Source organism: Psychrobacter sp. CX21 (assembly GCF_057396255.1).
In genome coordinates, this window is sequence record NZ_JBXYJG010000013.1 from 80,164 (window position 1) to 100,198 (window position 20,035).

The 20,035-nt window shown below is 41.5% G+C and carries 15 protein-coding genes; 7 read left to right on the forward strand and 8 right to left on the reverse strand.

Features of this window, described 5'->3' with window-relative positions:
• Nucleotides 1-24 precede the first annotated feature (24 nt).
• Nucleotides 25-1,341 (reverse strand): efflux RND transporter periplasmic adaptor subunit, encoded by a 1,317-nt coding sequence (locus tag AC2SLP_RS08690; RefSeq protein WP_486536279.1) that lies wholly within the window; start codon nt 1,339-1,341, stop codon nt 25-27.
• 575 nt (nt 1,342-1,916) lie between these two features.
• Here AC2SLP_RS08690 and AC2SLP_RS08695 point away from each other — a divergent pair.
• Nucleotides 1,917-2,591, forward strand: coding sequence for a hypothetical protein (locus AC2SLP_RS08695; RefSeq protein WP_486536280.1), 675 nt, complete (start codon nt 1,917-1,919; stop codon nt 2,589-2,591).
• 198 nt (nt 2,592-2,789) lie between these two features.
• Here the strand turns inward: AC2SLP_RS08695 and AC2SLP_RS08700 are convergent, their stop codons facing one another.
• Nucleotides 2,790-3,521 carry an MOSC domain-containing protein gene (locus AC2SLP_RS08700; RefSeq protein ID WP_486536281.1) on the reverse strand — a complete coding sequence of 244 codons (732 nt, stop codon included), beginning with the start codon at nt 3,519-3,521 and terminating at the stop codon, nt 2,790-2,792.
• Nucleotides 3,522-4,242: 721 nt separating this feature from the next.
• Nucleotides 4,243-5,367 carry an OmpW/AlkL family protein gene (locus AC2SLP_RS08705; RefSeq protein ID WP_486536282.1) on the reverse strand — a complete coding sequence of 375 codons (1,125 nt, stop codon included), beginning with the start codon at nt 5,365-5,367 and terminating at the stop codon, nt 4,243-4,245.
• 565 nt (nt 5,368-5,932) lie between these two features.
• On the opposite strand from AC2SLP_RS08705, the gene AC2SLP_RS08710 reads away from it, so the two are divergent.
• A complete protein-coding gene (locus tag AC2SLP_RS08710; protein ID WP_486536283.1) occupies nt 5,933-7,435 on the forward strand; it encodes an FAD-binding oxidoreductase in 1,503 nt (500 codons plus the stop codon).
• A gap of 31 nt (nt 7,436-7,466) precedes the next feature.
• On the opposite strand, the gene AC2SLP_RS08715 is transcribed toward AC2SLP_RS08710, so the two are convergent.
• Entirely contained in the window at nt 7,467-8,075 is a 609-nt protein-coding gene (locus AC2SLP_RS08715) for an O-acetyl-ADP-ribose deacetylase (RefSeq protein ID WP_486536284.1), read from the reverse strand.
• 170 nt (nt 8,076-8,245) lie between these two features.
• Here AC2SLP_RS08715 and AC2SLP_RS08720 point away from each other — a divergent pair, with 170 nt between their 5' ends.
• Complete coding sequence (locus tag AC2SLP_RS08720) at nt 8,246-9,334, forward strand: PTS sugar transporter subunit IIC (RefSeq protein WP_486536285.1); 1,089 nt, start codon at nt 8,246-8,248, stop codon at nt 9,332-9,334.
• Nucleotides 9,335-9,741: 407 nt separating this feature from the next.
• Nucleotides 9,742-9,912 carry a hypothetical protein gene (locus AC2SLP_RS08725; RefSeq protein WP_486536286.1) on the forward strand — a complete coding sequence of 57 codons (171 nt, stop codon included), beginning with the start codon at nt 9,742-9,744 and terminating at the stop codon, nt 9,910-9,912.
• 214 nt (nt 9,913-10,126) lie between these two features.
• Here the strand turns inward: AC2SLP_RS08725 and AC2SLP_RS08730 are convergent, their stop codons facing one another.
• Nucleotides 10,127-11,851, reverse strand: coding sequence for an alkaline phosphatase family protein (locus tag AC2SLP_RS08730; protein ID WP_486536287.1), 1,725 nt, complete (start codon nt 11,849-11,851; stop codon nt 10,127-10,129).
• A 211-nt stretch (nt 11,852-12,062) separates the two neighbouring features.
• On the reverse strand, nt 12,063-13,697 hold the full coding sequence (locus AC2SLP_RS08735) for an alkaline phosphatase (RefSeq protein WP_486536288.1): 1,635 nt from the start codon (nt 13,695-13,697) through the stop codon (nt 12,063-12,065).
• A gap of 558 nt (nt 13,698-14,255) precedes the next feature.
• On the opposite strand from AC2SLP_RS08735, the gene AC2SLP_RS08740 reads away from it, so the two are divergent.
• Nucleotides 14,256-15,239, forward strand: coding sequence for a DJ-1/PfpI family protein (locus AC2SLP_RS08740; protein WP_486536289.1), 984 nt, complete (start codon nt 14,256-14,258; stop codon nt 15,237-15,239).
• A 183-nt stretch (nt 15,240-15,422) separates the two neighbouring features.
• Here AC2SLP_RS08740 and AC2SLP_RS08745 read toward each other — a convergent pair whose 3' ends face one another.
• On the reverse strand, nt 15,423-17,153 hold the full coding sequence (locus AC2SLP_RS08745) for a flavin-containing monooxygenase (protein ID WP_486536290.1): 1,731 nt from the start codon (nt 17,151-17,153) through the stop codon (nt 15,423-15,425).
• Between the two features lie 347 nt (nt 17,154-17,500).
• Nucleotides 17,501-18,235: an SDR family NAD(P)-dependent oxidoreductase gene (locus AC2SLP_RS08750; protein ID WP_486536291.1), complete on the reverse strand. Its 735-nt coding sequence runs from the start codon at nt 18,233-18,235 to the stop codon at nt 17,501-17,503.
• Between the two features lie 272 nt (nt 18,236-18,507).
• On the opposite strand from AC2SLP_RS08750, the gene AC2SLP_RS08755 reads away from it, so the two are divergent.
• On the forward strand, nt 18,508-18,660 hold the full coding sequence (locus AC2SLP_RS08755) for a hypothetical protein (protein ID WP_486536292.1): 153 nt from the start codon (nt 18,508-18,510) through the stop codon (nt 18,658-18,660).
• A 356-nt stretch (nt 18,661-19,016) separates the two neighbouring features.
• Nucleotides 19,017-20,009 (forward strand): IS110 family RNA-guided transposase, encoded by a 993-nt coding sequence (locus AC2SLP_RS08760; protein WP_486535649.1) that lies wholly within the window; start codon nt 19,017-19,019, stop codon nt 20,007-20,009.
• Nucleotides 20,010-20,035: the final 26 nt, after the last annotated feature.

A 20,035-nucleotide genomic window follows, 5' to 3' on the forward strand; every position in this document is an offset into this window, starting at 1 on the left:
TTAGCCCTTAGGTTTATTTCAAGATTATTTTTCAGCTTGATTATTATCTTTTGTGGTCGTTTGCGTTTCAGAATCTGTACCTGCTATTCGAACAATATCACCATCACTTAAAAAGCTACCGCCTTGACGCACAATATTACCCTTTCCTTTTAAAGGCTCAAGCAATACCACGCGATCACCTTGACGCTCACCAAGATTAACCTTAACGCGATTCACACGGTATATTGTCTTGCGATTCTCATCTTTTACCGCTTTGACTTGCATCACGTAATCATAGCCATCTTGAGTAATTACCGCACTGACTGGAATAGTCACTTTGTTGTCCACACCCAGCTTGAATGTACCGCGTTGATACATGCCAGCGCGTGCATTTGGATGCGGGGCTAATGAGGCATAAATGGCAATCTTACGACTGCCTTCTTCAGCGGTAGGAGATATTCGAGTCACTTGACCTGAAACGCTTTTATTGTTGGGTAGATTGACTTCTACGCCTGTACCGACATTAATTTGACCCACTTTATTAGGGTCGACTAAAGCTTGCCACTCAAGCTTACCATTTTCAATAATTGTAAATAATGGCTCTGGACCAGGTACGCTGCCCACATTTGCGTTTTTATTACTAATCGTCCCACTCACTGGCGCAGTCACTTGTGCGTTATTTAAATTAAGTGTTTGAGTGTTTAAGCGTGCTTTTGAAGCGGCGGCCGCGGCAGCAGCCTGCTCTGCTGTCGCCACATAGCGATCTGCCTCTTGCTGACTGATAGCATCAATCTCAAGTAAGGGCAGAATACGATTAGCGTCTCGCTGAGCTAGTTCATAGCTTGTCTCAGCTTCAGCGAGCTCTGCCTTGGCTTGCGTCAATGCTTGGTTTAAGGCATCGGTGTCGAACACAGCCAGAACCTGTCCTTTTTTAACTTGATCGCCTTCTTTAACAAGTACTCTTTCTATAGCCACGTTATTAATTTTACCGCTTACTGTAGAAGTGCTTTCAGGACTGATAGTACCGTCAGCACTGATATCATTCTCAATGGTAGACTGAGAAGGCTTAACCGTTTCTACAGTCAAAACGGGCTTTTGAGAGGCCAAACTTTCAGAATCGGCTTTATCAGACTTTGAACCTACTATAGAGTTGTTATCATCGCCGACTGCTGTAGATTCAGTAGCTTGTTTAACACCCCACATACGCCCTGCTAGTAACCCTATTGCTAGTGCAGCTATTAATGCCAGCAACAACCATAACCAGTTGTAATTACGCTTCGAAGTAAGGTTAGGATAAGTAGGTGCTGATTTATCATTATTAGAATGGGAGGATGTATCTTTTTGATTAGGAAGTTTTGTCATATCGGTCTCACAAACGAAAGTAGTGGCGTCTGTATGGTTTTAATGATGTACTCATTAAATAGTTAGTTAACAAATATTCAAATTATACGTTAAAATTTATGATTATGTTGAAAGGCTTTTTTATAGCTAACGTCTAACCCTTAAAGACTAAACTTTGACTATTATTGAGCCAAAACGGTCGCTTTTAAAACGGTCGCTATTAAATAGAAAATCACTATAAATAATAGTGTGGTTATCTGGTTTAAGAGTAGACCATAGAATATTGGTAAGTTCTAAATGTAACAATAGTTAAACTAAGTATTGGCTTAATGCAAATCGTGAAAATATACGTAAACATATGAGCGCTACGCTACATCTTTTAAATAAAACTAACAAACCTTAATTAACATCTTGCAGATAATATCTATAATATATTCTAAGTAATAAGTAATAAGTAATAAGTAATAAGTAATAAGTAATAAGTAATAAGTAATAGATACTAAGTTTAGTAAATGTTTTTAAGCGGCCTATAGCTGCTTGATTTTTAATCTAAACATTTACTTTAAATATTAATAATTATAATTCTGGAGATCTTCATGACATTTAATAAGACACTAAAAAATCCTAAAGTTATTGTATCCTCTGTTTTGGCAGGTTTGATTGCTGTATCAGGCTCAGCTATGGCCAATACAAACTCGATAAGTTATGGTAATGTAACACCAGCTGATCAGCGTAATACGCCAGTTAAGATAACCTTACAAGAAAAGATTGAAGATGAGCGTGGTGAGCTAATTGCGACACAGCCAGGTGAAGTTGAGATTTCGAGCTATACTGGTAGTGTAAGTGATCAAGCTACTATGAATAACATGAACCGTTCTGCGAACGCTGCATCTAATGTGAATAGAGGTAAGGTGACACCTGCTAGAGCGCTTAACCACCCAGTTGATAATACACTACAGCAAAAGATTGTAGGTCCAGATGGTGAATTACTAGCAACTCAACCAGGTAGGGTGCAGATTAGTGAAAACAACCGCGCTCAGTCAGCTTCTAATTCTAGTTATAATACCAATAATCGAAACACTCAAGCTATGGACAATACGCCGTTATTACCTGGCGAAACATATGGTAATATAACGCCTGCTAGTCAGCGTACACAACCTGCACCGATTACGCTTCAAGAACGTATCAAAGACAGAGTTGGTGAATTAGAAGCCACACAACCAGGCGAAATAGAAATTCAAGAAAGTCGTCGTGTTGTAAGTGATCGTTAAGCTTAATTATATGAGCTTACCTTAATTAATTATAAATTTTAAGTTTGCTATTTATAGTTCTTATATAAATAGTCTCATCCAACTAGGGTCATTTAATGAAATTGTATTAAAATACGTTCATTTAAAAATATATGTTATAAAAAGAGAGCTTAACGCTCTCTTTTTTTATGCAAGTTTCTTGTTCTTTTCATAACTGACTTAAAGTATCTTTTTAGCTAAAGCTTTTTTCCAACTGTCTTCTAAACAGGCTATGTTCAACCAAGGCGCTATTATAGTCTCATTTACTTTATTCTTTTCATTGGTAAGCTTCCATAACGCTGCTAAAGTTGCAAAGGGATAAGGGCGATCGACCAAATACACAGGCATGTTTTCTTGTATAACGCCTTGTTTTACGACTTTGAAATACCATCCCGAAATACCTTGACGGCTTATCCATGAGGCGATGTTGGTTTTAACCGTATTAACACCAATTTGATCATTGATTTTATAGCAAGGTCTTCTTGGCTGAACCACCATAAGTTGAACACAATCTTCAGTGTCGCCATATTGATAGATATCGCCAATACATACGTTGGCCTCGGTCATAGGCATGGCGCTATTGGTAGAAGTGGTTATTAAGTTCTCACCTAATAGGCCAGGCTCCACTCTAAGTCCAAAAGCTTCATTAAGGCGATCATAGGTTTTGGTACTCATCTGATGAATCGCTTTTAGATGACCGCCATGATGACGTCTGTCTGCTTGCTCATCCGTAACCAAACCTAAATAATTAACTTCAGTAGGCACTTTTGTCGGTGATTTATTAATGGCGCTTTGCTGTTCACGCGTGAAAGGCATCGCTTGTCCGGTACGAACCTGTTGCAAATTAGCGATTTGGTAAGGAAGGTCGGTGTTGGTAATATCTCGAGTATGATCGATAGCGTTTTGAGTCATAATTTGAATACACTTTTATATAATTGGCTATATACTTTAAGTTTTCTACAATGTGCAGAGTTTATAGTGTTAACTATAACCCAAATTGGCCATCTATTTAGCGTTTTATACTTTAACATCTTATTTAAACAAGCTAATTCATGTAAGACCCGTATTTTATAAATAGCTGTTTTGAAGACAGTCGTTTTAAAGATAGTCATTTAGACTACAGTCGATTATAGACAGCTAAGTCTAAGAACAATCATTTAAGTAATGTTCTTATATTAGGGTCTGTTGAACATTCAAATATTAGGACTGCTGATAGCTAAAATTGTTCCAAACTAGGCGTAAACCAACGATAATGTCTAGACCTTAGCTAGGTTTATAACAACGTTTGGGGCAATTTTAGCATCAGCCCTACGGGGCGGGTCTATTTTTTGTAAATATATTGTGAAATTTTCTAACTTAGAATAACTAAGTGTCTAAAATTTCCCTGCATATTGCCTAAAAAATAACCGCCGCCAGTTCCATATTTGAATGTTCAACAGACCCTAAATGAAATAAAAATAAAAAACGCACCTAAATAATAGGTGCGTTTAATACTAATGCATTTAACAATAATCTAGATACGAATATATAGTCAAAGAACTTTAAAGTAGTCACAAGGCAACCGAGTGCAAGTACTACTAGGGTAGGCTTAACGAGGTTAACACCGTGACTCTTTATAAGTTCGCCGACTATATTAGAAACGGTAACCCACACCTAAATAGGTAATGTATGGGTCGATATCAATGTTAGACACGGCTTTAATAAGTTTTTCACCTTGAGCGTTTTTGACCGTTATGGTCGTGTCACTATCAAGCTTGGCATAGCTGATTGAACCAACAGCAAACCAATCATCATTCAAATCATAGGTGGCACCCACATTAATGATAGGGGCAAAAACACTGTCAGCTTCTGCTTCTACTTTCATAGTGGCTACTTGAGCATCAGCATTATTAACGATATCTTCTTTAGTTCCTAATGCAGCTCCGGCTTTGTTGTCGCTAATTAATTGCAAGCGACCAGCAGAGATCGCCAAATCATTAACCAGACCTTTATTTAAGTCAATGTCATTAAAGTAGGCAAACATAACGCCAGCGCCAACATAAGGACGGAATTTGTTAACCCCAGGCTTGCCGAACTGATATTGTACTAAGGCTGCAGGTAACCAAGCTCGTGCTGTAGAAGAAACCCCATTACCTTGAGTCAGGTCAGTGATTTGGATGTCTTTTTTAATATCAAAGTCGCCTACAATATTGTTTGCTGCACCAGATGGAGTTACTGTGCCTTCAAAAGGCGCGAAAACCTCACCTTTACCCAAGATATCAACTTTTGGTGGAATACCTGCTTTAGATTCTACGGCCCAATGCTCATCAATATAATACGTAAATAGGAGACCGATAGTATCAACGCTATCTGATTCCAGTCCTGTACCAGGTGTCGCAAAGTTCTTCAAGCCGTAGCTTTTACTCACACCTGATAGATCGCCAAGTAACGTATCTGATAAATCGGTATTATTATCTCCTGCCAAGCCTAGAGCTGTTTCGATATCATTAACTCGGGCTTCCCCTTGTGCTGGATCAATAACTTCTTTAACCTGACCTACAGTGACACTGCCATTTTCTGCTAAAAATCCGTCATAAATGGCTGTTTTATTCTTAACCGGTGTTGCATCGCCAGTTGGTTCAGCATGTAACCAACCTGCAGAGACAGAGAAACGCTTAAAACTACCATCAGTTTTAAAAAAGTCAAATTGGGCATTAGCGGATTGGGCAAATAAAGCGGGTACGGCAAGCGCGCAGGCAAGCGAGATTGATTTTTTCATGGTACGTCCTTGTGGCGAAAAATACAGCTTAGTATAAATAATTCGGTATAAGAGTGATGTCCATATGCACCGAATTCTCGTCAGATAAGACGAGTAAAGTATGTTACAGTTACCGATAAGCAATTACTAGATTAGCGTCTACTATTTTACCGTTACTAGCGATATACATCATTAGCAATATAAAAATTAGATAAGAATTATAAAGCCATAAAACATGTAAAGGGTGATGATAAGCTAAATATAATAAACAAATATAGTAAGCTAACTTTCAATGTCTTAAATCACAGCCACATATTAAATTAGTATATAAACCTATTAACAATGCTAGTAATAAAGATAGTAACAAAGTCTTTATATGGACTTTATTCTAAGAAAACAAATACCTATAGTCAATCAATTAATTCAAATTTGTTTTGTACACTTGTGCATTGAATATAGTGGATATCTTATTGACAATAAATAGCTTGTCTACAATTCTAACCTGCTGTAAATCTTCAAATATATCCTAGAATCCGTCTGCTTAAAGTCGTTATTAATAAGCTAAAAAGAACCATAAGAGGTGGTCATGTCACAATTATTATCCGATACTCAAATCTTAGATAACTCTTTAGATAATCCTTTAGATAACCCTTTTGATAACCAGAATGAACAAGTAAGCCCTTCTGGGGCAGGTACTGCTAAGCATGGCCTTCATAACTTCAAATTCGATGAGGCCATTAAAGAGCTTAAGGCCAAATTTGGTAATGATTTAAGTACCAATCTCACTAATCGCGAGCAACATGCGCATACGATGACTTGGCTGACTAGCCAGCCTGCTGATGCTGTATTGATGGCGAACATTAAAGACGATGTGGCTGAAGCGGTGGCGATTTGTAACCGTCATCAGATGCCAGTTATTGCTTTTGGGATTGGCTCTTCTTTAGAAGGTCAGCTCAACGCCCCGTATGGTGGCTTATGTATCGACATGAGTAACCTGAACGATATTATCAAAGTAAATAACGAAGATCTTACGGTTACGGTGCAGCCAGGTGTCACGCGCGAACAGCTTAATCATTACTTACGTGATACTGGCTTGTTTTTTCCTATTGATCCCGGAGCCAATGCGACTATCGGTGGTATGGTCGCCACGCGTGCTTCAGGGACAAATGCAGTACGCTATGGCACGATGAAAGATGTGGTATTGGCTTTAGAAGTCGTTACTGCCGAAGGAAACATCATTAAAACGGGGAGCAGAGCTAAGAAGTCTGCAGCAGGTTATGACTTAACCCGATTGATGATTGGCTCAGAAGGCACCCTAGGTATCGTGACTGAGATTACCCTAAAGCTATTTGGTATTAGTGAATGTGTGGCTAGCGGGGTATGTCATTTCCCCAGTGTGGAAGCAGCCTGTGAAGCCACAATGATGACCATTCAAATGTGTTTGCCTATCGCCCGCATCGAGCTGCTTGATACCTTACAAGTTAAAGCGTGCAACAGCTACTCTAATTTAAACTTAAAAGAAATGCCCACATTGTTTGTTGAATTTCACGGCAGTACGGCTGGCGTACAAGAACAAGCCGAAATATTTGCTGACATTGTAGAAGGGTGTGGCGGTTCAGACTTCGCTTGGGACAGCAATGAAGAGGCGCGCAAAAAACTATGGCATGCTCGTCATAATGCGTATCCGGCCAGTTGCGCCTTACGTCCTCAAGCGCAAGCACTTTCTACCGATGCTTGTGTACCCATATCACGACTCGCTGAGTGTGTCAGCGAGACTGCAAAAGATATTGAAGCTTCAGGCATGATAGGCCCAATAGTTGGTCACGTTGGAGATGGTAATTTCCATGTATTATTGCTTGTCGATACTAATAATGCCGAAGAAATAGAGACAGCTGATAAAATTATTGGACGATTGGCTAAGCGAGCCATTGACATGGAAGGCACTTGTACCGGCGAGCATGGTATTGGTCAGGGCAAACAAAAATACATGCAGTATGAGCATGGAGATGCGGTAGGCGTGATGCAGGCAATCAAAAAAGCCTTAGACCCCAAAAATATCTTAAACCCAGGTAAGATATGGCCTGCATAGTCAACAGATTAACGGTCTTAAAAGACAAGCGTTATAGCGCCTTTATGGCTTGTATATAAACGTCGGCATCTTTTTTTGAGAAACAACAAAAGATAACGTCTCTAATCGAATTGTCAGCGGTTGCAGCATGTTCTTTTTTATCTTGTGTTAAGTTTTCTATCACACTACTGATTGCAATGCGTGCAGCACGTTCAACAGGATAGCCATAAACGCCTGTACTAATGGCAGGGAAGGCAATGCTGGTCACATTGTTTTGCTGCGCAAGCTGTATTGAATTTAAATAACAATTGCGAAGCAGCTGCGCCTCGCCGCAGTCGCCACCATGCCATACAGGCCCAACGGTGTGGATAACATAGTTTGCAGGCAGTTTGAATCCAGAGCTAATTTTGGCACTGCCAGTTGGGCAACCGCCCAAAGTACGGCAGTACTCAACCAATTCTGGACCTGCCGCACGATGAATGGCGCCATCCACACCGCCGCCACCTAACAAGCTTGAGTTAGCAGCATTGACAATGGCGTCTACCTCAAGCTTGGTAATGTCTGCTTGAATTACGGCAAGACGAACCTGCTGCTTTTCATTGTCTGCACCTCTGATATCAAGTAGCGTGTGATAAAGGGGATGTTGTAAATCCGATGACATAGGAGCTCCTATAACCTAAAAGTAGTCGTTTAATGTAGATGTTTGATAAAACCCATGCTAATAAAGTTGCTGCGAATAAAAAGTGCATAAAAAGAGCATTGAAAAAGTGTTTATAGTTATTTTAGTAATAATACATTTATAATATACGCTCTTTTGTTTAGGATACGTCTATGACTCCGTCTACTACGCCAGTTCATGCCCCGGTAAAAGCTTTTTTTAATAAATATTTTATTGACGCCTTTACGGGTATGGCGCTAGGCTTATTTGTGACTTTGATTGCAGGGCTGATCTTCTCTCAAGTAGGACGTGCGCTAGATTTACCCCTTTTAATTGACTTAGGAAAGCTTGCCTCAATATTAATGGGCGCGGGAATTGGGGTAGGGATTGCTTATTATCTAAAAGCGCCCACATTGGTCGTATTTGCGTGTTTGGTGGCTGGTATGATGGGCGCACATTCAGAGGCGTTAATGGCTGGGCGTTTGTTTATACCGCAAGAAGGAGCGCCTTCTACCTTTTTAGCGCTTCCAGGTAATCCTATTGGCGCTTACCTTGCCACTGTGTTTGCTTATCGCGCTGGTACATGGATTCAAGGTAAGACAAAGCTTGATATTATTTTGGTCCCTGCTGTTGTCGGGCTGTTGGCGTTGGCAGTTTGCGCCTGGTTAAATCCACCTGTGGTCAGCGTTGTTAATAGCATTGGTGAAGGCATTAAAGTGGCCACTCAATTACAACCGTTGATGATGGGGGTAGTGATTGCGGTAGTGGTGGGATTGCTACTGACCATGCCGACGTCTAGCGCTGCTATTTGTATCGCTATTGGCTTAGATGGTTTGGCTGGCGGGGCGGCGGTGGTTGGCTGTGCTGCGCATATGGTCGGGTTTGCCGTCGCAAGTTATAAAGACAATGGAATGAGTGGGCTTATTGCACAAGGGGTGGGCACAAGTATGCTACAAATACCCAATATATTTAAAAAGCCCATTATCTTACTGCCTGTGGTGATCGCCAGTTCGATTGTGGGCCCTATTGCCACAGTTGGATTTGGGCTAATGAGTACCGCGAGCGGCTCAGGTATGGGAACCGCAGGTTTTGTGGGTGTATTTGGGGTACTTGAAGCATCCAAAGACATCCTGTCACCTACCATGATGTGGATGGGGATTGTGCTGTTAATGTTTGTCTTACCCGCCTTAATCGCAGGCGGGGCAGCATGGGTTATGCGCCGTATTGGATTGATAAATTACGGTGATATGAAGCTACCTTAATAGTACACAGCTTATACAGTATAAATTTGTATTTATACCCTACTTTGCTAGTATTTAATTAAGCTCATTCAATGAGTCTGCAATAGGACGACCGCTTTAAGGTTAAAGTCAAGTGAAGGCTAAAGTAAAATAGTCATGTAAAGCGTTAGCCTCTTTTGCAGTAACAGCTTCTTTTGCAGTCAATATACAAAATAGGTGTTATCTTGATGAGTGCAATCCGTCTTATAAGCGAAGCTTTCATTGCAGATATAGTCAATGAAGTCTAAAATGGTTACAAGGCAACCGAGTGCAAGTACTACTGGAGTAGGCTTAACGAGGTTAACACTGTAACCGTTTAGTAGTTCGCTGACTATAGCTTGTGATTAAGACGCAATTAAGACCGTTAACTAGAAAATAAGGAAATCACTATGGCGAATAACTCAAAGATTAAAGATTTGAAAAAAGACATCAAAAAAGCTGAAAAGAAGATCGAAAAAAAGGTCAAAAAGCTCGATAAGCTTAAAGATGAAAAAAAGATAGACAAGAAGGTAGAAAAGAAAAAAGCGAAGAAAAAAGCGTCAAAAAAATCTAAGAAATAAGCGTTTAACTTATTTATAAGTTATAGAATATTAGTTATAACTGCTGTTTATAGTCTAAATTTTAAATCGAATAGTTTAGTCTATCGTATCAAATTATTGCTCTGTATATGACGTATATAATTTGATGTATCAAAAAGGACAGCCTATGTGCTGTCCTTTTTGATGTCAGTATCAATAACAATAAATGATTTATAAAATGTATGTATTTAACTATTTAGTTTGCGGCTGCCTTAGACCGTGCTAAATTCGTCAAATTACCAGCATAATCCATAATGTGAAAGATCTCATTTTGTTCGCTGGTACTAGAGACCAGTCGGGCGCCAGGACCACGGGCGTAAATAGCCACATCTTCAGCAGCGTGAGTTTCTGATTTTAAAGGTACTAAGGCTTCTTGATGAAAGCCCGATCTTAAGGTGTCGACTGCGTGTAAATCGTGCGCATCTCGGCCACTAACGGCGTCATTATCATACACCACATCCGCATTCGTTTCGTCTCCTAAGTCATGATGTCCTAGGCCATTTGCATAACTTAAAGTGGTATAAGGCTTGTTGTCCATCGCCAAATCAGGCGTTGTTTTAGGCTCACCGTATTTGTCATTGCCCACAACTTTACCCAAGATTGGGTTGCCACGGGTAGGGTAGCCTGCCAAGGTTAATACATGGCTATGGTCTGCGGTAACGATGATTAGAGTATCTTCAGGGGATGTCTTGCGCATGGCGGCTTCAACCGCGTTAGAGAACTCAATAGTGTCGGTTAGCGCATTATAAGCACTACCCGCGTGATGGCCATGATCAATACGCCCTGACTCAACCAGCATAAAAAAACCATCCTCGTCTTGATTTAACAAATCTATGGCTTTGGTGGTCATTTGGGTCAGCGAAGGCTCGCCAGACTTATCATTATGCCGATCTGCTTCGTACTGCATATGCGAGGAATTAAATAAACCAAGGACTTTTTTGGCATGATTGGGTATGGCATCAAACTGGGCCTTGTTTTGTACCAGCACGCCGCCTGTATTCTGTTGCCATATTTGAGTGAGGTCAGTGTTATCTCGACGCTTACCTGTCTTACCTTCTAGATCAGTGCTGGATTTATTAATAAAATGACGGCGACCACCCCCAAATGCCACATCGACATAAGGCGATTCAACGAACTGGGTGGCAATATCTTTACAGCCGCCACGTTTGGCTTCGTCACTTAATTTGTCATCACTTTCCCAGTTACGCTCAGAGGTTTTGGCATAAGCGGCAGCTGGAGTTGCATGCGTTAAGCGTGCGGTGGTGACAATCCCGGTGGCCTTGCCCGCCATAGATGCCAGCTCTAGCGCTGTCACTAGCTCTGCATGCTTCTCACCTTTAAATCCGGTACATGTTGCGCGGTTGGCACGGTCAGTAATCCCTAGTACCCCAGCTTTTGTCTTAACGCCGGTGAGCATTGCCGTCGCTGTGCCTGCCGAATCGGGTGTTTGCTGATTGGTATTGTAGGTTTTGATCAAACCAGTATAAGGTAGGGTTTCAAAAGATAATAAGTTCTCCTCCCCCGTATTGCCTTGATTTTGACCCTCTAAGATACGCGCGGCGGTCACGGTAGATACGCCCATGCCATCGCCTATAAATAGAATAATGTTCTTGGCTTTACCTTGATCGATAGTGGTTTGTTTTGACTCTGAAATAATTTTATTTATTTCAGCTTCGTTTTGCGCCACTTTTAGAGCACCCGCCTCAAACCAAGCTTCGCTTTTTTCATTTAATGGCGCTTGAATGGGGGACATATTATCTTGATAGTTTGTTTGCTGTGCAGACAGGCTAGTACAGTTGGTTATCGTAGCTGTTAGTAGAGTCATGCTTACAGTCAGTAGGGCGGTATTTAGACGGCTTTTTTTAAGGCTATATCTAGAGGTATTGTTTTTATGAATGTTGTCGGTTCTGCGGTGCAACATAAGTTTCTCCTGCCGAATTAACGACGAATAAGTTTAATTGGTATATGTAAAATGATTGATCGTTTTAATAGCTTGATCGTTTTTTAGTAGCTTTAGTTGTACTTGAGTCGGTTGCTGTATGACTTATTCATCTGACAATGGCTATAGCTAGTTATATAAATTGTCATACAGAGCGCTATACAAACCGCTAAACAGATCGAAAAACATAGGGCTATTTGGCGACGACGCCAAGCCCAAGCGCTTTGTTAATGACATGAAATACTGCATTTTGTTCCATAACACCTTGTACATAAGCTGATCCAGGGCCTTTAGCATGTAATGAGATGTCTTCGCCCGCATGTGATTCTGAATCAAGAGAAACTAAGGCTTCTTGATGATATCCTGGGCGCGTCGTGTCAATATGAGTTAAATCACGGCGTCCTGTTTCAGGGCCAGCATCGTACGATTTATCTGCATTGGTGTCATCACCTAAGTCCCGATAACCAAGACCATTACCATACGTTACGGTAGTGTAAGGCATATCATCTAATGCAAGCTTTGGCGCTGATTCTGGAAGCCCGTGCTCATCCGTTCCCACGACTTTACCTAAGATGGGGTTCCCACGTTTTGGATAGCCGGCTAGGGTAAACACATGGCTATGATCGGCGGTTACCATGATTAAGGTATCGTCGCCTACCATGTTTTGCGCCGCATCCACCGCTTCTGAATATTCGATGGTGTCTTCTAGCGCGTTATATGCATTGCCTGCATGGTGGGCATGGTCAATACGCCCTGATTCAACCACCAGCACATAACCTTTGTCTGTTTTTGCGCTGCGATTTTCTAACAATTCGATGGCTTTGGTAGTCATGTCAATAAGTGAAGGTTCACCAGACACGTCATTGCTACGATCAGACTCATATTGCATGTGGGAGGCGTTAAATAGGCCCAGTACCTTGTCTGCATCGCTTGGAATAGTATTAAACCCAGTTTCATCTTCTACGTATACGCCGCCTGTACGAGATTGCCATTCTTCTATAAGGTTTTTACCATCCGTGCGTTTGCCATTTTGGCCTTCATTATCTACCGCCTCTTTACTGATAAAGTGACGACGACCCCCACCAAAGGCGACATCTATACCATCGCCTTGACCAGGCTTGGTACCAAATTCGACAAATTGTGTGGCGATGTCCTGACAGCCGTTTAGTTTTGCTTCATCAGTGAGCTTGTCATCACTTTCCCAATTACGCTCAGGAGACTTGGCATAGGTTGCTGCAGGTGTTGCATGGGTCAAACGGGCAGTGGTCACCACACCAGTGGATAGCCCTTGAGTTTCAGCATATTCAAACAAGGTGTTTAACTCTCGACCGCTGGCACTGGCGCAGTCTGCGCGCCGTGCATCAGGGGCAATATTTAAAACCCCTGCTCGAGTCTTAACGCCAGATACCATCGCAGTCATAGTACCTGCCGAATCGGGCGTTTGCTGATTGGTGTTATAAGTTTTAATAAGGGCGGTATTGGGATAACGCTCAAAACTTAAGTAGTTTTCCTCTCCCATCATCCCTTTTTGTTGTCCGTCTAAAATACGCGCTGCGGTTAAGGTTGAGATGCCCATACCATCGCCCACAAATAAAATAACGTTTTTGGCGCGGCCTACGTCTTTTGAGCTGTTGACTTTTTGCTGAACGCTGGCTTTGGCATCGGTAAACCAAGGATCGTTGGTTTGATAGGCGGGCAATACGTCTGCCATGGCAGTACTACAAGTAATCGTCATCATAAAGGCTGTCAATGCGGTATAGGCAGTCTTAAAAAGTGGCGACGGTATTAAGTATTTATTATCATTTTTAAAAGAGGGGGTAGAGGTCATATTCACATCCTAGGTAAACCATAAATTAACTATCAATAAGAGTTTCAAGTTCAGTTTTATCAGTTTGGTGTTACAAAGTTATTAATATGACCCATTAAATAAAATATAAATAAGAATAAAGTGGAACGCGTTAGAACTTTTCAAAAATTAAAAACAGTGTTTTAAAATTCATAAACTATCAAGATCCATGCAAACCGTCGCAAAACACGCACATCCGTAGCTCACGACCCGCGCAAACTGTCGCGCAAATTTAGATACTTAGTCTTAACATAGCTTACGAAACACCCAAAATTAAAGCACATGAATCGCGTTATAAACGGTGACGAATTTGATATCTTAATAAAGTATGGTTTTAACACACAGACTACTTGGCAGTTATTAGCACAGAGATCGATTACCCTATCCATTTTATATAGCTAGAATTAAAGAAAATAAAATTGAAACATATAACAAAGCATGGATGTATAAGGGAATATATCAATTAAATCCTATATGCTATAAAACATTCACTTCGAAATTAAAACACTCACTTTAAAATTAAAAAGAGGCAATTGAATAATGACTATCAAAGACACTTTAAACGACGCGTTGAATACGGTTAAGAAAAAGATCGAGGAAAAGCTTGATAATGTAGAACTAGACAATATCAAAGAAACCCTAGGCATACAGCCACAAGAAGTGGAAGAAGGCGTCTACATTCCTGCGAAGTCCGCACTTAAGATTGCTGCGCCAAACAAAACAAACTATGACGATAGCGATTACGACATGCCATATGCAGGCGATAAGCGTATTTTAATGGTTTGTACTCAAGAGCAGTACATGACAATGGCGGATGGTAAGAAGTTTGATACAGGTAACCATCCTGTTGAGATGTTTGTGCCATTACTGCACTTTAAAAAAGCAGGATTTGACGTAGATATTTTCACCCCAACTGGCGAGGCGGTCAAAATTGAACAATGGGCGATGCCAGAAGAGGATGACAAGGTAAAAGACATCTATAATGAGTATAAGACAAAACTTGAAGCGCCTAATAGCATCGAAGACTTTGTCAAAAACAAAATGGCAGACAATGATGAGTATGCCGCCATCTTTATACCTGGTGGTCATGGGGCGATGTTAGGGCTTCCTGAAGACAAATATTTAGGGGAGCTACTGCGCTGGGGTAAATCAAATGAGCTGCTAACCTTAGTCATCTGTCATGGTCCAGCCGCATTATTGGCAGCTGATTTGGATCGTCCAGAAGGTATGAGCGCTAATACAGATACAGATTCGGACTTAGAACAAGACTTTATCTATGAAGGCTATGACATTGTTGCCTTCCCAGATGTTATGGACAAACAAATGCCGAAGATGGGCTACTTACCGGGTGAGATGCCTTGGTACTTTAACGAAAAGCTAGAAGCGCTTGGCGTTACAATAACTAATAGATTGGCCACTGGCAATACGCACAAAGATAGAAACTTAATCTCAGGAGATGGTCCACTTGCCGCCAATGACTTTGGTAAGCTTGCAGTGAACACTTTGCTGGACTCTGTTAGATAAAGCTTAATTAAATTATATTGTATTATATTAAGTACTAATTTCTAGTAGCTACATAGCAATTAAACGCTTACCAAAACGCTTACCAAAATGCTTAATAGTCATTCATAAAGAATTGGCTATTAAGCATTTTTAGTGTGTGGTAAAAACAAATTCACAAACCTTTAGTCATAAAATTAGTAAAATCTATTTGCCAAACCTTAGCCATTTATCCTTAAGCCGTTGATGCTTAAGCATTATAAGGTCGCTAAAGTAGCTGTTGGTCACGTACCAAGGATAACGATCGCCTTGTTTTGGTAGCACATTCTTTGCTCGTTTGATATATCCAGCAGTTAAAGACCCCATGACCGTATCAGGCAGCTTAGAAACCGTTTCACCATCTTTAGCAACGGGACTGGCAACAGCGGTTGAATAACCGTACAAAACCATATGCCTTAAAAGACGAGTGATGTAATGACACGCCAAGTCAATTTTAAGCGTCCATGAGGCGTTCGTATATCCAAATAAAACTGCCAAATTTGGCGTGCTATCTACCATGACCGCTTTATAGGTCATACGCTCACTCACTGCTTTAACCTCCCCATCGACAATCACCTTAGCGCCGCCCAGCATTTGAAGCTTAAGCCCTGTGGCAGTAACAATAATATCGGCAGGCAAATGCTGTCCTGAGGTCAATTGAATCCCAGTGGGCGTAAAGTACTCAATGGTATCGGTGACAATATCTGCCTTATCCGTTTGTAATACATTAAATAAATCCCCGTCAGGCACTGCACACAAACGCTCATCCCACGGGTTGTACTCTGGCTCAAAATGTTTGATATCGACATCGCTACCCTTAAGCGCATCTTTGGCTTTATTGAGTAGGCTTCTTCGCACAAGCTTAGGGGCTGCTTGAGCAAACTGATACAGCCCTTGCTGAATAAGAATATTACGCCAGCGCACGATGTCGTATGCTGTCTTATCACTAAGTCTTAAATACTTAGTGAGTAAGTTTAAGCTATCGTCTTCGCTAGGCACGCTGCCGATATAGGTGGGCGAGCGCTGTAGCATGGTTACATGCGCGGCACGTTGGACGCTATCAGCATCAGAGGTATTTGCTTGATCCACCAGTGCTGGCACGAGAGTAACCGCCGTAGCCCCACTACCAATCACCACCACACGTTTGTTGTCGTAATCCGTGTCTTCGCGCCACTGCTGAGGATGAATAATCTGACCCTCAAACTGCTCCTCACCTCTAAAATGCGGCTGATAACCTTGATCAAAGTCGTAATAACCTGTTGCCCCGATAACAAAGCGACTGGTCACCGTTTGGCTCTCGCCAGTATGAGTATCTGTCAACGTGGCCGTCCAATACTTAAGCGGGCTTGACCACTCAATCTGTGTCACCTCGGTATTGAACTGAATCAAGCTATCGATAGCAGCGTCTCTTGCTGCCGCCTCGATATAGTGCTTGATAGAATCGGCATCTGCCAAAGTTTTTGTACCCATCCACGGACGATGAGCAAAGCCAAATGTGGTCATGTCCGAATCCGAGCGAATACCAGGGTACTTAAACAGATCCCACGTACCCCCAATCGCATTGCGCTTCTCAACAACCTTAACCCGTCCTTTTTTTATAGATTTGGACAGCAGCGTGTCACGCTTGATATGGTTTGCCATATCGACACCCGATATCCCCGCACCGATGATTAAAACATCCAGTTGGGGGGATTTTTTTGCGCTATAAGGCAGGGTAGGCTTAAATTTACGCACCTTAGCAGCCGCTTGTTTAGGCAAATTGGGCAGGCTTGGCAATTGTGGCAGCTTCTGCCGAAAGGAGATATACGGCGTATTACTATTGTCATCATTTTTAGGACTAGAACTAGAGTCAGCTGCCGTAGATGCTGACCTATGATGACGTTGGTTGAAAGGAAACATGATGTCGCTCATCCTTGAGAGTTTATAACTATAGTCAGCGAACTTATAAAGAGTCACGGTGTTAACCTCGTTAAGCCTACCCTTGTAGTACTTGCACTCGGTTGCCTTGTGACTACTTTAAAGTTCTTTGACTATACAATTTATGGTTCAATAACTAATACTAAATCACCAATTACGCCTCTTAATTGTAACGTACATTGATATAAAATTGGGACGAAAAAATAGTGTGCGCCCCGTTAATGAATCCGCCTAAAAACTTATAAATCAACCTAATAGACTTTTGGCTGCACACTATTATTACAAATATTAATGACCGCAATAATTGTTATTATGGCCGAAAGCAAACCCTACTGAGCGGATAAACCACCATCAATCACAAACTCTGACCCAGTAGAATAGCTGGACTCATCCGATGCCAAGAACAGTACCATTTGGCTAACCTCTTCAGATGTTGCCATACGGCGTAACGGAATCGATTTTGCAAACTGCTCTACCGCATCTTTGGTATCGCCTTGCGTAATCATCGGCGTCTCAATCACCCCCGGATGCACCGAGTTAATACGAATACCATCGGGCGCAAACTCAAGTGCCGCGGCTTTGGTCATCCCACGTACCGCAAACTTAGAATCAGTATAACCAATCGCACCGCCCACCAACCCATTTAAAGACGACACATTAATAATCGAGCCTTGCTTCGCTTCCTGCATAGACGGTATCACCGCTTTCATACCCAAAAATACCGACAACTGGTTAATCTTTAAAATACGCATATAATCCTCTACCGACGTATCCAACAGCGACTTACGCATGGTAATGCCCGCATTGTTGACTAACACATCAATTTTGCCAAACGTTGTTTTGGTTTGCTCAACCACGTTTTGCCAATCTTGTTCATCGGTTACATCTTGCTTAACAAACAACACCTCATCGCCAAGCGCTTTGGCGACCGCCTCGCCTTTCTCGCTATTGATATCGGTAATCACTACCTTTGCACCTTCAGCTACAAACAGTTCGGCATGCGACTTGCCCATACCTTGCGCCGCGCCGGTAATAATTGCGACTTTATCTTGTAAACGTGCCATCGTTATACTCCTTATCACTTATTATTTTGTTTGTTAAAGTAATTAACGCTTATGGTTATCTGGCTTAAGCTTATCTGACTTATGGTTATATAGTAGTTATCTGCGTTAATCACTGCTTAAAAGTATGCCAATAGGTCACGTTCTAGACCAGTCGCACAACGTAAATTACGTGGCGCATTTGTTATTTAGTGGCGATTATTGCAAGGTTGCGATAACCATTTGTGAAGACAGCAATCAACACAGAGATTAACACACACCCTAGAACAAAAAATATGCAGCGGAAACCTGTTTTACGCTACTATCTGCCAGTCTTAGCAAGGCGGTGGCTAAGGTTTGGAGTGTCATTGGCTAGACGCCATGCCACCCCAAACCAAACCTCCGCAACTTGCCAAGCCTACCAGTATATCCGCTACAATCAGGGCTAAACCACACCTAAGGCGACGCTATAGCAAAAAGCGAAGATGATAAACTGGGCTGAGTTTAAACTTAGACTTTGGTATTTTGCGTGGGGTGCGCCATGCGCACCTATTATATTTGATGATACAAATGAGTTGGTGCGCGGGGCGCACCCTTGTATCTTGACTGACCCCTTAACGCAATCAACGAGAGTTGATAAACTAAAGCGGTTAATCACGAGCATTGAGAGCATGAGCGCACCCTTAGTGCCTAGACACTGTAGCGTAGATAATGCCCAATGCTCATTTTTATCATCTTAATACTCTGAATGGTATCCAAGTGCCTCAATACGAGTGACACTGCATGAACAAGGGAAGATGACAAGATGACTCATTATATTGGTATCGATGTTAGTAAAGCAAAGCTTGATGTTGCATGGCTTAAAGATGCAGACAAGCTAAAGGTTAAAACCAAAGTATTTAAAAACAACAAAGACGACTTTGATAATCTTATCAACTGGCTAAAAACAAACGTCAGCGATAATTTAAGTGATATACACGTAACCCTTGAAGCAACAGGTGTCTATCATGAGAATGTGGCTTATTTTCTACATGATAAAGGTATTGCTCTAAGTATCGTAAATCCAGCCTATGTCAGAAGCTATGCAAACTCTCTTGGTAGTCGCAATAAAACTGACAAAAAGGATAGCGTCTTACTGGCTCGTTATGCTAATAGTGCTAAGCCAGAACAGTGGACACCGCCACCAGTAGAAGCAAGACAATTAAAGTCATTATTGACTCGTTTAGATGCACTACAGCAAGACTTGCAACGTGAGCTTAACCGTCAAGAAAAAGCATATGCTACTGATACTGCGCCTATTGTGAAGCAATCCATTGGCACTATGATTGATGCTTTAGAAGTTGCTATTGCAAAGCTTAACGATGATATTGATGATCATATCGATAAACATCCTAAGTTAAAGCATGACCAAGAGCTACTACAAACTATCAAAGGTGTAGGCCCTGCCACATCAAGACAGATGCTATCGCTGATGCACAATAAGCAGTTTACTAAAGCGTCACAGGTTGCAGCCTTTATTGGTCTTGTTCCTAGACATATTGAGTCAGGACAGTTTAAAGGCAAATCACGTTTAGCTAAGAATGGTTCAAGTGCTATTAGAGCTAAACTGTATATGGCTGCAGTGGTATCCACTAAATGGAATCCTGATATTAAGGCACAGTACGAGAGGCTGTTAGCCAATGGTAAGTGCAAGATGCAGGCGATTTGCGCTGCTATGCGTAAGCTTGTGCATATCTGCTATGGTGTATTGAAACATCAATCTCCTTATCAGGCAAAAGTTGAATTTATTTCTGCTTGATATTTATTTTTTAAGATGGTATCTAC

What these genes read in the sequence shown, in the direction of transcription:
- AC2SLP_RS08690 (WP_486536279.1), bottom strand. Translation starts at nt 1,341, where the DNA reads ATGACAAAACTTCCTAATCAAAAAGATACATCCTCCCATTCTAATAAT.
- AC2SLP_RS08695 (WP_486536280.1), top strand. Translation starts at nt 1,917, where the DNA reads ATGACATTTAATAAGACACTAAAAAATCCTAAAGTTATTGTATCCTCT.
- AC2SLP_RS08700 (WP_486536281.1), bottom strand. Translation starts at nt 3,521, where the DNA reads ATGACTCAAAACGCTATCGATCATACTCGAGATATTACCAACACCGAC.
- AC2SLP_RS08705 (WP_486536282.1), bottom strand. Translation starts at nt 5,367, where the DNA reads ATGAAAAAATCAATCTCGCTTGCCTGCGCGCTTGCCGTACCCGCTTTA.
- AC2SLP_RS08710 (WP_486536283.1), top strand. Translation starts at nt 5,933, where the DNA reads ATGTCACAATTATTATCCGATACTCAAATCTTAGATAACTCTTTAGAT.
- AC2SLP_RS08715 (WP_486536284.1), bottom strand. Translation starts at nt 8,075, where the DNA reads ATGTCATCGGATTTACAACATCCCCTTTATCACACGCTACTTGATATC.
- AC2SLP_RS08720 (WP_486536285.1), top strand. Translation starts at nt 8,246, where the DNA reads ATGACTCCGTCTACTACGCCAGTTCATGCCCCGGTAAAAGCTTTTTTT.
- AC2SLP_RS08725 (WP_486536286.1), top strand. Translation starts at nt 9,742, where the DNA reads ATGGCGAATAACTCAAAGATTAAAGATTTGAAAAAAGACATCAAAAAA.
- AC2SLP_RS08730 (WP_486536287.1), bottom strand. Translation starts at nt 11,851, where the DNA reads ATGTTGCACCGCAGAACCGACAACATTCATAAAAACAATACCTCTAGA.
- AC2SLP_RS08735 (WP_486536288.1), bottom strand. Translation starts at nt 13,697, where the DNA reads ATGACCTCTACCCCCTCTTTTAAAAATGATAATAAATACTTAATACCG.
- AC2SLP_RS08740 (WP_486536289.1), top strand. Translation starts at nt 14,256, where the DNA reads ATGACTATCAAAGACACTTTAAACGACGCGTTGAATACGGTTAAGAAA.
- AC2SLP_RS08745 (WP_486536290.1), bottom strand. Translation starts at nt 17,153, where the DNA reads ATGTTTCCTTTCAACCAACGTCATCATAGGTCAGCATCTACGGCAGCT.
- AC2SLP_RS08750 (WP_486536291.1), bottom strand. Translation starts at nt 18,235, where the DNA reads ATGGCACGTTTACAAGATAAAGTCGCAATTATTACCGGCGCGGCGCAA.
- AC2SLP_RS08755 (WP_486536292.1), top strand. Translation starts at nt 18,508, where the DNA reads ATGCAGCGGAAACCTGTTTTACGCTACTATCTGCCAGTCTTAGCAAGG.
- AC2SLP_RS08760 (WP_486535649.1), top strand. Translation starts at nt 19,017, where the DNA reads ATGACTCATTATATTGGTATCGATGTTAGTAAAGCAAAGCTTGATGTT.